The following is a 14,925-nucleotide window of genomic DNA, read 5'->3' as shown; positions in this document are numbered from 1 at the left end:
GGGCGCGAGTGAGGATCTTGCCGGCGACATGTGCCGGGTGCAGCGCGCGCGGCGTCGCGTGAAGGGGCTCCATGCAGAGCCGCGTTCCCGGTCCCTGGAAGCGGGCCCATGCTCACCGGGGCTGGGCCGCACCGGACGCTTTCAGGCGCAGGTGATTTGAGGGGCGTCCGTGCGGGCGCGCCGGGATGGCACCGCGACGGCGCGCGGCCCGGCCAGGGAGCTGGCCTTTCCTATTTTCAGGACGAAGATGAAGCCGCGAGAATGCCTGCGCGCGTTGGCCGCGAGCTGTGGCCGCGTGACCTCAGCGGGTGAGGACCACCTGCTGGTTGGTCTCCGCCAGCACGCCCACATAGCGGTTCGGGCCCGAGGGTCGCAGGCGGGCGGTGACCTTGCCCTGGTGATTCTGCAGGACGAGGTCCGGCCCCATCATGTCCCAACCCTTGGTCATGAAGATGTCGCTGGGGCAGGACACGTCGGCCTGGGCGGACATGCCGCTGAGGCCGCGAGCGGTGGACAGGGTGACGGGGCAGGTGTTCTGCCCATTGTCCCAGGAGAAGGTCCAGGCGCCGGACATCTGCTCCTTCGCTGCGGTGGGCGCATAGGCTGCCCCGCCCGGATTGGCCGGGGGCGGCGCCAGCGGCACATTATTGGCGGTGCTGCGGGGCGTGATGGCCTCTGCGGCGGAGGCGGTCTGCGTCGGCGCGGGGGCCGCGGTGGCCGGCGCGGGCGCGGGCGAGGTTTCCACGGCGCCGGTGGGGGCCACCAGCGGCGGAGGGGCATCAACCCGATTGGCCGCCATGGCCGAGGGCTTGTTGCCGAAGCCGTCCAGCTCGGTGCTGCAGCCGGCGAGGGCCGCTGCCAGAGTTCCCATCGCCAAAGCGGTTCCCGCTCCGGTCAGCACCTTGCGCCACACACTCTGCATCAACACTCTCCGGACGCGCCCCGCATCCCTGGGTCCTGCCTTCGCGACACCTTATGGCGCCCCCGCGACGGCCGGCCCATTCGACGTTCGGATCTCACCCGGCCTTGGGAACAGGTCGCAAAGCCTTGTTCCCTCAGGGTGGGTGCGAATGGACCACACTTTCCGCAGAAGATGGCAGCAGCAAGGCTGGTTAGGCACCTAAATACCGCGCTCCACCGATGGATGGACGCATGGTTTCGGTGGCGTTATCCAGCCACGATGACCGGCCTCGGCCTTCCTTGTCACGCCGCATTCCCTTGATTCGCCCCGCAGCAGGAGAGCAGCCCATGACCCAGCACCTCGATCCCCGGAGCCTGACGCTTCTTGTCACCGGCGCCACCTCCGGCATCGGCGCCGCCACGGCGCGCCGCTTCGCGCAGGCGGGTGCCCGCGTCATCGCTGTCGGCCGGCGCGTGGAGCGGCTCAAGGAGCTGAAGGCGCAGTATGGCGAGCTGATTCATACGGCGGTGGTCGATACCCGCGACCTGAAGGCCATCGAGGAGCTGCTGGCCAGCCTGCCGGAGGCCTTCCGTAACTATAATGTGGTGTTCGCCAATGCCGGCCTCGCCTTGGGCCTGGAGCCGGCCCAGAAGGCGAACATCGAGGATTGGGACACCATGGTGGACACCAACATCAACGGTCTGCTCTACACCGTGCGGGCGACCCTGCCGGCCATGGTGGCGCGGGGCGAAGGCCATGTGGTGCTCACCGGCTCCACCGCTGGCGACTATCCCTATCCGGGCGCCAATGTGTATGGCGCCACCAAGGCCTTCGTGAAGCAGTTCTCGCTCAATCTGTGGTCCGACGTGGCCGGCACCGGCGTGCGCGTGACCAATATCGAGCCGGGCATGACGGAAACCGAATTCTCCGTGGTGCGCTTCAGCGGTGACAAGGACCGTGCCGGCAACGTCTATGCCGGCGCCACCCCCATGACGGGCGCGGACATCGCCGAGCAGGTGTTCTTCGCCTGCACCCTGCCGCGCCATGTCAACATCACCCGCATCCAGGCCATGGCCTCGCAGCAGACGTTCGGCCCGCTGGTGGTGAAGCGCAATCCGGCGTGAGCATCGCGGGTGGCGGAGGATGAGCGGTCTCGGCATGATGGCGCGAGGGGAGGTGAGGCGTGAGCGTGCCCAATATCATCACCCTGTTTCGCATCCTGCTGGTGCCCACCGTGGTGTGGGCCATCGGCGTGGGCGAGACCCAGCTCGCCTTCTGGCTGTTCCTGACGGCCGGGGTGTCCGATGCGCTTGACGGCTTCATCGCCAAGCGCTTCGGCATGCAGACCGAGCTCGGCGCCTATCTCGACCCGGTCGCCGACAAGGCGCTCCTGGTCTCTATCTATGTGGCGCTGGCGGTGATGGAGCTCATCCCGCGCTGGGTGGCCATCGCCGTGGTCTCGCGTGATGTGATGATCGTGGGGGCGGTGGTGCTCTCGCTGGTGGTGGCCCGGCCGGTGGCCATCCGCCCGCTCTTGGTGTCGAAATTGAACACCGCGGCGCAGATCGCCTTCGCCGCCTTCGTGCTGGCCAGCGCCGGCTTCGGCTTCCATGTGCCGCAGGCCTTCACCCTGGGCCTCGTTTCGGTGGGGCTCTTGACGGGGCTTTCCGCCGCTGCCTATCTCGCGGAATGGACGCGCCACATGGCCAGTTGAATGGCGAACCCAACCGCGCGGGCGGGGCGCTTCGCTCCGGCAAGGGGGCGGGCACAGGCCCCGGCATGAGCTCCGGCGGCGGGGGAGAAGGAATGCCCTTGCGCATCAGGCTTTGGTTCTGGGTCGGGGCGCTTGCGGTCCTGGTGCTCTCGCTGTGGCTGCTTAGCGGCATCCTGCTGCCGTTTGTGGCCGGCATCGTGCTCGCTTATTTCCTCAATCCGGTGGTGATTCGCCTGCATCGCCTGGGGGTCGGGCGCACCATCGCCTCGCTGGCGGTGGTGGTGGTGATGCTGCTGCTGGTGGTGCTGTTCTTCCTGGTGGCGCTGCCCATCCTGGCGTCCCAGCTGTTCGAGTTCATCCAGCGCCTGCCCTCCTATGTCGCCCGGCTGCAAGGCCTGGTGACGGAGGAGAATCGCGAGTGGCTGAGCCACATCGTGGGCGACCGGCTGCCGGACATGCAGCGCTCCATCTCGGAGCTGATGACGCAGGGCGTCTCCTATCTGCTCGGCCTGCTGTCGTCGGTGTGGGCCGGCGGGCAGGCGGTCATTTCCATGTTCGCGCTCATGGTCGTGACGCCGGTGGTGATGTTCTACATCCTGTGCGACTGGGACGACATGGTGGAGTTCGTGGACGCCCTGGTGCCCGTCCACTACCACGACGTGGTGCGCACCCTTGCCCGCGACATGGACGGGGCAGTGGCCGGCTTCGTGCGCGGGCAGGCGCTGGTGTGCCTCGCCCTCGGCGCCTATTACGCGATCGCGCTGTCGATGACGGGGCTCAATTTCGGGCTGATCATCGGCCTCGTCTCGGGTGCCGTGTCCTTCATTCCCTATGTCGGCTCGCTGACGGGGCTGGTGCTGTCCACGGGCGTGGCCATCGTCCAGTTCTTCCCGGACTGGAGCATGATCGCCATCGTGTTCAGCATCTTCATCGTCGGCCAGACCATCGAGGGCTATGTGCTCTACCCCAAGCTGGTGGGCGACAGCATCGGCGTGCATCCGGTGTGGCTGATGTTCGCGCTGCTGGCGTTCGGCTATCTGTTCGGCTTCGTGGGCCTGCTGCTGGCGGTTCCGCTGACGGCGGTGGTGGGGGTGCTGGCGCGCTTCGCCATTGCCAAATACCTGTCGTCCTCGCTCTATCGCGGCCCGGGCGAGGGCGCGCTGCCCCCGGAGGGGCGCTGATCCCATGGCTGTTGGCGACGGAACCTCGCGCCAGCTTCCCCTCGAATGGCCCGCGCAACCGGCGTCGCGCCGCGAGGATTTCCTGGCCGCGCCCGGCAACGCGGCGGCGCTGGCGCTCATTGACGCATTTCCCGCCTGGCCGTCCAAGGTGGTGTGCCTGGTGGGGCCGGAGGGGGCGGGCAAGAGCCACCTCGCGGCCATCTTCGCCGCCCGCTCCGGCGCGCGCACCCTGTCCGCCCGCGAGCTGGAGCGCGCCGGCGTGCCCGCGGCGCTCGCGTCCGGCGCCCTGGTGCTGGAGGATCTCGACGCCGCCCCGTTCGAGGAGGCGGCGCTGTTCCATCTCCTCAATCTTGCGCGCGAGCAGGGGGCGTTCCTGCTGATGACCACCCGCACGCCCCCGTCCAAGCTGCGCCTGGCCACCGCCGATCTCGCATCGCGCCTGCGCGCGGTGCCGGTGTTCGAGATCGCCCCGGCGGATGACGACCTGCTCGCGGCCCTGCTGCTGAAGCTGTTCGCCGACCGTCAGCTGGCTGTGGACGAGGCGACGGTGAGCTATCTGCTGCTGCGCATTCCGCGCTCGGTGGCGGGAGCGCAGAAGGTGGTGGAGGCGCTGGACCGCGCCGCCCTCGCGGCCCACCGGCCGGTCACCCGCGCCCTGGCGGCGCAGGTGCTCAAGGCCCATCCCGATCTTGCCATGCCCGAGGACGAGCCGGGCGAGGATCCCGACGACGACCCCTGAAATGGTGGCGGGGGAGGGGCGGCGACCGGTCACGCTCCGTCATAGAGTAGTCACCTAAGGCAGCCATGGTCCGCCTGCACATCAGGGAGCCGACGATGAGCGCACAGGAAGCCGCAATCTTGAGAGACGACGAGACCCTTCCCGAGAATGCCCAGGCCGTGCCCGTCGAAGAGGCTCTTGCGCTGGCGCAGTCGCCGCACCGCTTCATCAATCGCGAGATTTCCTGGCTGCACTTCAATCGCCGGGTTCTGGAAGAGGCCTCCAACCGCAGCCACCCGCTGCTGGAGCAGCTGCGCTTCCTCTCCATCTCGGCCAACAATCTCGACGAGTTCTTCATGGTCCGCGTGGCGGGCCTGAAGGAGCAGATCCGCGAAGGCGTGCAGACCCGCAGCCCCGATGGCCTGACCCCTTCCGAGCAGCTCACCAAGATCATGGCGAGCGCCGCCCAGCTCATCGCTGACCAGCAGGTGCGCTGGCGCGAGCTGCGCACCGATCTCGCCGGCGCGGGCGTCACCCTCGTGGACGGGGCCGACGCCACCGCCGAGGATCGCGCGGCGCTGGAGAAGCACTTCCTGAACCATGTGTTCCCGGTGCTGACGCCGCTGGCCATCGACCCGGCGCATCCCTTCCCCTTCATCCCGAACCTCGGCTTCTCCCTGGCGCTGCAGCTGGTGCGCGAGGGCGACGGGCGGGGCATGAACGCGCTCATCCGCGTTCCGGCCAAGGTGGAGCGCTTCATCCGCCTGCCGGATCTCGCCGCCGCCCCCGGCGCGCGCTTCATGACGCTGGAGCAGATGATCGGCCTGTTCATCGCGAACCTGTTCCCCGGCTACCATGTGAAGGGCCAGGGCGTGTTCCGTGTTGTTCGCGACAGTGACCTGGAAATCGAGGAGGAGGCGGAAGACCTCGTCCGCCTGTTCGAGACCGCTCTGAAGCAGCGCCGCTATGGCGAGGTGATCCGCATGGAGGCCGATGCCGCCATGCCGGAAGAGCTGCGCAACTTCATGGCCCGCGAACTCGGCGTGCATGACGACGAGATCTTCGTGGTGAACGGCGTATTGGCGCTGAATGAGTTTTCCCAGCTCGTGTCGGTGGATCGGCCGGACCTGAAATTTCGGTCCTACAATGCCCGATTTCCCGAACGCATTCGCGAGAACGGCGGAGACTGTTTTCTGGCCATACGCGAAAAGGACATTCTTGTTCACCACCCTTATGAATCCTTTGACGTGGTGGTTCAGTTCCTTCGCCAGGCGGCCCGAGACCCCAACGTCGTCGCCATCAAGCAAACCCTCTACCGAACCTCCTCCGACAGCCCGATCGTGAAGGCGCTGGCCGAGGCGGCGGAGGCCGGCAAGTCGGTCACCGCGCTGGTGGAGCTGAAGGCCCGCTTCGACGAGGAAGCCAATATCCGCTGGGCGCGCGACCTGGAGCGCGCCGGCGTGCAGGTGGTGTTCGGCTTCATCGAGCTGAAGACCCACGGCAAGCTCTCCATGGCAGTGCGCCGGGAGGGCGGCACGCTCGCCACCTATGTGCATGTGGGGACCGGCAACTACCACCCCATTACCGCCCGCATCTATACCGACCTGTCGTTCTTCACGGCGGACCCGGTGATCGCGCAGGACGTGGCGCGCATCTTCAACTTCATCACCGGCTATGCGGAGCCGGGCGAGCTGGATGCCATGGCGGTCTCGCCGGTGTCGCTCAAGCCGCGCCTGCTCCAGCACATCCGCGAGGAGATCGAGCACGCGCGGGCCGGCCGCCCGGCGGCCATCTGGCTGAAGTGCAACTCGCTGGTGGACCCGGTCATCATCGATGCCCTCTACGAGGCCAGCGGGGCCGGGGTGCAGGTGGATTGCGTGATCCGCGGCATCTGCTGCCTGCGGCCGGGCATTCCCGGGCTTTCGGAAAATATCCGGGTGAAGTCCATCGTCGGGCGCTTCCTGGAGCACTCGCGCATCTATTGCTTCGGCGCCGGCCACGGCCTGCCGAGCCCGCAGGCGGTGGTTTACATTTCCTCCGCCGACCTGATGCCGCGCAATCTCGACCGCCGGGTCGAGACCCTGTGCCCCATCACCAACCCGACGGTGCACGAGCAGGTGCTCGACCAGATCATGGTCGCGAACCTTATCGACAACCAGCAGAGCTGGCGGGTGTTGCCGGATGGCTCCTCGGAACGCATAGTCCCCGCCGCGGGCGAGGAACCGTTCAACGCCCATCAATATTTCATGACCAACCCGAGCTTGTCTGGACGTGGAAAGTCTCTCAAGGATTCTTCGCCGCGCAGTCTCCTCGTCCGCCGCTGAGGTGACGGACGGCCTCCATCGAGCACCCGGCCGCTTGCCGGTCGGGGCGCCGGTGGCGGTGATCGACATCGGTTCCAACTCCGTGCGCCTGGTGGTGTACGAGGGGATGAACCGTGCGCTCACTCCCATCTTCAACGAAAAGGCGCTGTGCGGCCTGGGGCGGGAGGTGCTCTCCACCGGCCGGCTCGCGGAGGATGCGGTGCAGCGCGCCTTTTCGGCGCTGCGCCGCTTCAAGGCCCTGTGCAATGCCATGGGCGTGGAGGTTATCCACGCTCTGGCCACCGCCGCGGCCCGCGACGCGGAGAACGGCCCGGCCTTCATCGCCGAGTGCGAGGCCATCTGCGGCACCACCATCGAGCTGCTCACGGGCAAGCGCGAGGCGGAGCTGGCCGCCTGCGGCATTCTCGCCGGTGTCCACAACCCGGACGGCGTGGTGGGCGACCTTGGTGGCGGCTCGCTGGAGCTGGTGAACGTGAAGGGCGGGCGGATCGGCACGGGCATCACCCTGCCGCTCGGTGGCCTCGCTTTGCAGGACCGCTCCTCGCGCTCGCCGCGCAAGGCCGAGAAGATCATCAAGGAGACCATGCCCGACGCCGGCGTGCTGGGCGATCTGGCTGGGCGCACCTTCTATGCGGTGGGCGGCACCTGGCGGGCGCTGGCGCGTCTCCACATGTTCCAGAAGGGCTATCCGCTCCATGTGATGCACGGCTACGTGATTCCGGCGCGCGAGGCGCTGGACTTCACGCGCATCGTCCATCGCGCCGATGCCGACACCCTCGCCCATATCGACGTGATTTCCGATGCCCGTCGCCCGCTGCTGGCCTATGGGGCGCTGGTGCTGGAAAACGTTGTTCGCCAGGGGCGCGCCGCGGAAGTGGTGATCTCGGCGCTCGGCGTTCGTGAGGGCCTGCTCTACTCCCTGATGAACGAGGAGAGCCGGGCCGAGGATCCGCTGCTGCTGGCGGCCGCCGAGCTCAATGCGCTGCGCTCGCGCTCTCCGCGCCATGGCGAGGAGCTGGTGGGGTGGACGGATGCCTTCTTCGCCTCCTCCCCGGTGCTGGAGGAGAGCGCCGATGAAACCCGCCTGCGCCGGGCTGCCTGCCTGCTTTCGGATGTGAGCTGGCGCGCCCATCCGGACTATCGCGGTGAGCAGAGCCTCAACATGATCGCCCACGCGGCCCTTGCCGGGCTCGATCATCCGGGGCGGGCCTATCTGGCGCTGTCCGTCTATTTCCGCCATGTGGGCATCAGCGCCGACGACGCGGAGACGCGCATCCTGGAGCTGGTGAGCACCGGGCAGCTGGACCGCGCGCGCATCCTGGGCGGCGCCATGCGGGTGGGCTACCTGCTCTCCGCCGCCATGCCGGGGATTCTGTCGCGCACGCCGCTGGCAGTGCGCGGCGACCAGCTGGTGCTGAGCGTGCCGCGGGATCTGGCATCCCTGGTGAACGAGCGCGTGCAGGGCCGCCTGCGCCAGCTCGCCAAGCTCATCGGCCGCGAGCCGCACACCGAAGTGGTGGATTGAGCCCCGGGCATCGGCGCGCCGCGGAGAGTGGGCCGATGCCGCTGGCTGGGGGAGGAGAGGGGACGCTCAGCGTTTCCGCTCCCTCCGCCGCGATCATGCCCATCATGCGTCGGCCACCGAGCGGGCCCGTTGGTGCGCGCAGAAGGCCGAAAAGATGCAGGTTCCGGAAAAGCAATCATAGGTAGAATATTCTGTGGCCTTGCGGTGCTGCCGCAAGGCCTATGCAGCGGGGGAGCGCATGGACTCTCGCATGCAAGGCCTCCTCCCGCCTGAAAAAGACGTCACCTGTGGATCCGCGCGCCGATGGTGCCTCTCGGAAAATCGTCGTGACCAAGAAACAGGTCAGGGCGTGCATCGAGAAAAGAAAGAAGAACCTCCTCAGCAAACAGCTGGTCGACGCCGGTGTTCCAGTCATGAAAGGCGTTCAAGAGGTCATGCCGAATGGAAAATATTCGGGTACTGCAATCGCTTATGGAAAATGACGGTCGTCGTCGACGAGGCGTTGGGAAAGCCTCATCGCTCCGGCTATGCGCTCGTGCTTTTGATGCCGATTCGGGAAGGCTCACATGCCTGGGAGCACTATCCCGACAGGAGTGTTGGCGCTGGGACGGCCTCGACTGCCGGGGGCCGGGGGGATGGCTACACCCGTGGCGTGATCAGCAGGGGCGGCTCAGGGGCGAATAGTCATCGCTTCCAAGCCTGTTCGATCCGCACGCCGCCCCGGGCGACGGGACGCGCACGCGGGCACATGCCGGCACATGGTAAGCCCGGCGTCGTAAGCCCGGCTTGGTCTTGGCGGGGCGCCCGGCGGGCCAGGGTCAAGGGCTCTCCAAGGTCGCTCTCCTTTCGGGAGAGCTCGTTGGATTGACCCTCGCGCCGGGCCTCAGCGCTCCACAGCGATCACGCGGCCCTTCTCCACGGCGAGGGCGATGCGCCCGGCCTTGAGCGCGAGGGCGCGTTCGCCGAACAGCTCGCGCCGCCAGCCCTTCAGGGCCGGCACGTCCGCCTCGTCGTCGACGGCGATGCGCTCCAGATCGTCGGTGGTGGCGAGCACCTTGGCGGCCACAGCATTCTGCTCGGCGGTCATCCGCAACAGAACCTTCAGCAGCTCCACGGTGGCGCTGGCCCCGTTGGGCAGGGGCTTGTCCCGCTCGATGCGGGGCAGGGAGCGTGGATCGCGGGCGATGCCGCGCTTCACGGCCTCGATCACGGCCTCTCCATAGCGCGAGCGCTCAAAGCCCTTGGGCAGGGAGCGCAGCTCCGACAGCTTTTCCGGCGTCTGCGGCTGCTGCACGGCGATCTCGCCGATCACCTCGTCCTTGATGACGCGGCCGCGCGGCAGGTCGCGGGTCTGGGCCTCGCGCTCACGCCAGGCGGCCACCTCCACCAGCACCGCCAGCTCGCGCGGCTTGCGCACGCGCGACTTCAGCCGTTCCCAGGCGCTATCCGGGTTCTGGTCATAGGTACCCGGCGAGGTGAGGACATGCATCTCCTCCCCGACCCACTCGCCACGTCCGCGGGTGTCGAGATCGGTGGTGAGCTTCACATAGATGTCCCGAAGATGGGTGACGTCCGTCATCGCATAGACGAGCTGGGCCGGGCTGAGCGGGCGGCGGGACCAGTCCGTGAAGCGGGAGGACTTGTCGATGGCGTGCCCGCACACGCGCTGCACGAGCTGGTCATAGGAGATGCTGTCGCCGTAGCCCAGAACCATCGCCGCCACCTGGGTGTCGAACACCGGGTGGGGAATGAGGCGGGCGAGATGCCAGATGATCTCGATGTCCTGCCGGCCGGCATGGAACACCTTCATCACCTCCTTGTCGGCCATGAGCCGGTAGAAGGGGGTCAGGTCCAGCCCATGGGCCAGTGCGTCCACCACGATGGCCTCTTCCGGGGAGGCCACCTGCACGACGCAGAGCTTGGGCCAGAACGTGGTTTCGCGGAGGAATTCCGTGTCCACGGTGACGAAGGGATGGCGGGCAAGACGCTCGCAAGCCGCTGTGAGAGCGTCGGTCGTGGTGATGGGATCCATGGGCTCGAACATAGCCGCGTCGGGTCGCGGGCGGAAGGGATTGTGGCGTGAATTTGTCCGGATGTCGGAGCATGGCCCGGGCCGGCGATGGCGGGCCTCAGGCGGCGGCGCCACGGGCGAGGCGCGCGGCGTCCTCCTCCGACATGGGAGGCCCCAGCAGGTAGCCCTGTAGGTGGGTGCAGCCCTCCTCGCGCAGGATGGCGAGCTGCGACTCGTTCTCGATGCCTTCGGCCGTGGTCTTCAGCTCCAGCGCCTCGGCCAGGCTGAGGATGGCCTTCACGATGGCATGGGTGTGGGGATCGTCCACCACGTGGCGGATGAAGCTCTGGTCGATTTTCAGCCGGCTGATGTTGAGCACCTGCAGGTAGCGCAGCGAGGAATAGCCGGTGCCGAAATCGTCCAGGGCGAGAATGATCCCCTGCGCGCGGAACTCGTCCAGCAGCGTGCGCACCGAAGTGTCGGCCTTCAGCAGCAGCGATTCGGTGATTTCCAGCTCCAGCCGGGTGGGGTCGAGGCCGCTGGTGGCCAGGGCGTCGCGCACCTGCTGGCGGGTGCCGCCGCCGCGAAACTGGGCGGGGGAAACGTTGACCGAGACGAACAGGTGGCCGGGCCAGCTCGCCGCCGTCCGGCAGGTTTCCCGGAGGATCCAGCCGCCCACCTTCACGATGAGGCCGGATTCTTCCACCACCGGAATGAAGCGCTCGGGCGGCACCTCGCCGCGGACCGGATGGTGCCAGCGCAACAGCGCCTCGAAGCCCGCCAGCTGGCCGCTGGCGGCCTCGAAGATGGGCTGGTAGGCGAGGCGGAACTGGTGGTGCTCCCAGGCGTCGTGAAGGTCGAGCTCCAGGTCGCGCCGGGCGCGGGCCACGGCGCCCATATTGGCCTCGAACAGGCGGGCATTGCCGCGGCCGTCATTCTTGGCCTCGTAGAGCGCGAGATCGGCGCATTTGAGCAGGGTCGCGACATCGTTCCCATCCGCGGGGGACGTGGCGATGCCGACGCTGCACCCGGTGAGGACCTGATGGTGATCGAGCAGGAACGGCGCCTTCAGGGATTCGATGATGGCTTCGGCGGCCGCCACCGCGCTGCGGTCGCCCGCGGCCTGCCGGCAGATGACGGCGAACTCGTCGCCGCCGAGCCGGGCGACGAAATCGTGCGGCGCGACCGTGTCCAGGAGGCGCTCGGCCACGGCCTGCAGCAGCGAATCGCCAATATCGTGGCCCAGCGTGTCATTGACGCTCTTGAAGTAGTCGAGGTCGATGAACAGCAGGGCGAGTGGGGGGCTCTCGGCGTGGGCAAGGCGCGCCGCGAGGCGCTCGGAGAAGAACAGGCGGTTGGGCAGGCCCGTCAGGGCGTCGTAGCGGGCCCGCCGGTGTTCTTTTTCCGAGAAGGCTCGTTCGCCATCCAGCTGGCGAATCACGAAGAAGATGACGCTGCCAATCAGGCAGCACACCAGCGCGGCGGCCAGGATGATGGGCAGAACCTCCTTCCAGGCCTGCGCCTCCAGCCAGTCGGTGCCATCGCTGATGACCACGGCGAGCGGGAAATGGGCCAGCTTCTGCACCGCCACCACCCGCTCGTGCTCGTCGAGAATGCCGGCGGGGATCACGTCACTCGCATCGGGAGCGAACAGGGCGCGGGCCATCTCGGCCCGCACCGCCGCGTCTCGGGGGAAGCGGGCGGCACTGCCCGGAACACGGGCCAGGAGGGCACCATCATCGCGCACCAGGGCGATGAGGCCGGAAGGGGCAAGGTCAATGGTGGAGAAGTTGCGTTCGAAGGAGGCCTGCTCCATCGCCCCGAGGATGAGGCCGAGGAAGGTGCCGTCCGCGGCGGTTACGCGCCGGGCCAGGAACAGGGTGACGGCGCCGGTGATGAGGTTGGTCACCGGCTCGGCGATGAAGGTGGGCGGGCCCTTCATGCTGCTCAGCACGATGAAGTAGTCGCGGTCCGACAGGTCAAGGTCGGGAATAGGCCAGGCGCGGCTGAAGTTCAGCAGCTTGCCGGTGCTGCCAACCACCGAGATGGCGTCCACATGGGGCAGGCCGGACATTTTCTCGCGCATCAGCCGGTGCATGAAGCGCTGGCCCATGAAGGTGGCGAATTCCTGCGGGGTCGCGACATTCGCGTCCGCGACCCGATCGGCGAGGCTGCGCTGCACCAGCTCCAGGCTCTGCAAGGCGCGGTCGGTCTGTCCCGCCAGGCTGAGGGCAAGGTTGCGCACCTCGCGGCGATGTTCGGCGTAGCTCTGGCGGTAGAGGGCCGTCACCAGGATCGCGGTGCCGAGGCAGATGATCGCGCAGATCATGACGCCGAGGCCGATCAACAGGGCGCGGGGGCGCAGGCGGCGCGCCGAGGGCGCTTGCGCGACATCCGCCGGCTCGCCACCACCGATGGCTTCCAGACGGGAAGGGGGCGATGCGGGGCCGGAGGGGGAAACGCCTGAACTCACTCGGTCTCTCGCATTGGGCGTCGGACCACCGCCTTCGGACAGGCGCGCGGTTGACGCAAGTCATGCTCATAACACGCTTTGCGGATGGTGAAATAGGACTGTGTGCTTGACAAGGGACGGGGCGCATGCACCTTCGCCCCGCTTCAGATGCGGACAGTCCGCGCCGGCGCGCGTCAGCGCTGCGGCCGGGGCGGAGTGTGCCAGCGCGGTTCCGCGCGCGCCGGGCCGGCTGCGCGCGGGGTCTCGCCGGCGGGGAAGGCTCCCCGCGTCTCATATTTTCAGCCTTGAAAGGGCAATCTGATGCACCGCTATCGCTCCCACACCTGCGGCGCGCTCACCACCGCCGAGGTCGGCGAGCACGTTCGGCTTTCGGGCTGGTGCCACCGCATCCGCGACCATGGCGGCGTGCTGTTTATCGATCTGCGCGACCATTACGGCCTCACCCAGGTGGTGGTGGACCCCGACAGTGCCGCCTTCAAGGACGCCGAGAAGGCCCGTTCCGAATGGGTGATCCGCATCGACGGCAAGGTGCGCCCGCGTCCCGAGGGCACGGAAAACCCCGATCTGGCCACCGGCGCCATCGAGGTCTACGCCACCGATCTGGAAGTGCTGGGCGCCGCCGCCGAGCTGCCCATGCCCGTGTTCGGCGACGTGGAATATCCGGAAGAGACGCGGCTCAAGTATCGCTTCCTCGACCTGCGCCGCGAGAAGCTGCACAAGAACATCATGACCCGCGGCGCCATCATCGACGCCATGCGCGCCCGCATGAAGGGCCAGGGCTTTTTCGAGTTCCAGACCCCCATCCTCACCGCTTCGTCCCCCGAGGGCGCGCGCGACTTCCTGGTGCCGTCCCGCCTGCATCCCGGCAAGTTCTATGCGCTGCCCCAGGCGCCCCAGCAGTATAAGCAGCTGATCATGATGAGCGGCTTCGACCGCTACTTCCAGATCGCCCCCTGCTTCCGCGACGAGGACCCGCGCGCCGACCGCCTGCCCGGCGAGTTCTACCAGCTCGATCTGGAAATGAGCTTTGTGGAGCAGGAAGACATCTTCGCGGCGGTGGAGCCCGTCATTCGCGGCGTGTTTGAGCAGTTCGCGAACGGCAAGCCCGTCACCCAGAACTGGCCGCGCATTCCCTATGCCGTGTCCATGCGCAAATACGGCACCGACAAGCCGGACCTGCGCAACCCGCTGGAAATGCAGGATGTCTCCACGCATTTCCGCGAATCCGGCTTCAAGGTCTTTGCCCGCCTGCTGGAGGTGGAGAAGAACGAGGTGTGGGCCATTCCTGCGCCGAAGGGTGGCTCACGCGCCTTCTGCGACCGCATGAATGCCTGGGCACAGGGCGAGGGTCAGCCCGGCCTCGGCTACATTATGTGGCGCGAGGGCAATGAGGGCGCCGGCCCGGTCGCCAAGAACATCGGCCCCGAGCGCACCGAGGCCATCCGCCAGCAGCTGGGCCTGCAGGCGGAGGATGCCGCCTTCTTCGTGGCGGGCGATCCCTCGAAGTTCGTGAAGTTCGCCGGCGCCGCCCGTACCAAGGTGGGCGAGGACCTGAACCTGATCGACACCGAGCGGTTCGAGCTGGCCTGGATCGTCGACTTCCCCTTCTATGAATGGGACGAGGACGAGAAGAAGGTGGACTTCTCCCACAACCCCTTCTCCATGCCCCAGGGCGGCCTGGAAGCGCTTGAGACGCAGGACCCGCTCACCATCAAGGCGTTCCAGTACGACATCGCCTGCAACGGCTACGAGATCGCCTCCGGCGGCATCCGCAATCATCGTCCCGAGGCGATGGTGAAGGCGTTCGAGCTCGCGGGCTATGACGAGGCTACCGTGATCGAGCGCTTCGGCGGCATGTATCGCGCGTTCCAGTACGGCGCCCCGCCCCATGGCGGCATGGCGGCGGGCGTGGACCGCATCGTGATGCTCCTGTGCGGCACCGAGAACCTGCGCGAGATCTCCATCTTCCCCATGAACCAGCAGGCCCTGGACCTGCTCATGGGCGCGCCCAACGAGGCCACCCCCAAGCAGCTGCGCGAGCTCCACATCCGCCCGGTGCCGCCGCAGAAGTGAGGTCG

General features: G+C 67.6%; 11 protein-coding genes. 8 read left to right on the top strand and 3 right to left on the bottom strand.

From position 1 onward, the window contains the following. Positions 1 to 301: 301 nt before the first annotated feature. The gene (locus V5F26_RS00700; RefSeq protein ID WP_394056187.1) at positions 302 to 922 is read right to left on the bottom strand and encodes a protease inhibitor Inh/omp19 family protein; all 621 of its coding nucleotides are present in this window, start codon (positions 920 to 922) and stop codon (positions 302 to 304) included. A gap of 326 nt (positions 923 to 1,248) precedes the next feature. Here V5F26_RS00700 and V5F26_RS00695 point away from each other — a divergent pair, with 326 nt between their 5' ends. The 7 genes from V5F26_RS00695 (at position 1,249) to V5F26_RS00665 (ending at position 8,845) form a co-directional block, all read left to right on the top strand. Then, entirely contained in the window at positions 1,249 to 2,025 is a 777-nt protein-coding gene (locus V5F26_RS00695; protein ID WP_394946670.1) for an SDR family NAD(P)-dependent oxidoreductase, read from the top strand. Between the two features lie 59 nt (positions 2,026 to 2,084). After that, a complete protein-coding gene (locus V5F26_RS00690) occupies positions 2,085 to 2,615 on the top strand; it encodes a CDP-alcohol phosphatidyltransferase family protein (protein ID WP_234050953.1) in 531 nt (176 codons plus the stop codon). A 92-nt stretch (positions 2,616 to 2,707) separates the two neighbouring features. Then, a complete protein-coding gene (locus V5F26_RS00685; protein ID WP_234050952.1) occupies positions 2,708 to 3,796 on the top strand; it encodes an AI-2E family transporter in 1,089 nt (362 codons plus the stop codon). A gap of 4 nt (positions 3,797 to 3,800) precedes the next feature. Then, on the top strand, positions 3,801 to 4,535 hold the full coding sequence (locus V5F26_RS00680; protein WP_394056190.1) for an HdaA/DnaA family protein: 735 nt from the start codon (positions 3,801 to 3,803) through the stop codon (positions 4,533 to 4,535). A 95-nt stretch (positions 4,536 to 4,630) separates the two neighbouring features. Then, a complete protein-coding gene (locus tag V5F26_RS00675) occupies positions 4,631 to 6,838 on the top strand; it encodes an RNA degradosome polyphosphate kinase (protein ID WP_394946669.1) in 2,208 nt (735 codons plus the stop codon). Between the two features lies 1 nt (position 6,839). Beyond that, positions 6,840 to 8,363: an exopolyphosphatase gene (gene ppx / locus V5F26_RS00670; protein ID WP_509210530.1), complete on the top strand. Its 1,524-nt coding sequence runs from the start codon at positions 6,840 to 6,842 to the stop codon at positions 8,361 to 8,363. Between the two features lie 326 nt (positions 8,364 to 8,689). Beyond that, the gene (locus tag V5F26_RS00665) at positions 8,690 to 8,845 is read left to right on the top strand and encodes a hypothetical protein (protein ID WP_394946667.1); all 156 of its coding nucleotides are present in this window, start codon (positions 8,690 to 8,692) and stop codon (positions 8,843 to 8,845) included. A 401-nt stretch (positions 8,846 to 9,246) separates the two neighbouring features. Here the strand turns inward: V5F26_RS00665 and rnd are convergent, their stop codons facing one another. Further along, positions 9,247 to 10,395, bottom strand: a complete 1,149-nt coding sequence (rnd, locus tag V5F26_RS00660; protein ID WP_394056406.1) for a ribonuclease D — start codon at positions 10,393 to 10,395, stop codon at positions 9,247 to 9,249. A gap of 97 nt (positions 10,396 to 10,492) precedes the next feature. After that, on the bottom strand, positions 10,493 to 12,847 hold the full coding sequence (locus V5F26_RS00655) for a bifunctional diguanylate cyclase/phosphodiesterase (protein WP_394946666.1): 2,355 nt from the start codon (positions 12,845 to 12,847) through the stop codon (positions 10,493 to 10,495). Between the two features lie 300 nt (positions 12,848 to 13,147). Between V5F26_RS00655 and aspS the strand changes: the two genes are divergently transcribed. Continuing rightward, positions 13,148 to 14,920 (top strand): aspartate--tRNA ligase, encoded by a 1,773-nt coding sequence (aspS, locus tag V5F26_RS00650; protein WP_394056196.1) that lies wholly within the window; start codon positions 13,148 to 13,150, stop codon positions 14,918 to 14,920. The last annotated feature ends 5 nt before the right edge of the window (positions 14,921 to 14,925 follow it).

This window comes from Xanthobacter variabilis, assembly GCF_043831965.2.
Classification (GTDB): domain Bacteria; phylum Pseudomonadota; class Alphaproteobacteria; order Rhizobiales; family Xanthobacteraceae; genus Xanthobacter.
Note: the sequence above shows the minus strand (reverse complement) of the source record. Positions and strands in the feature narration are given on the sequence as shown.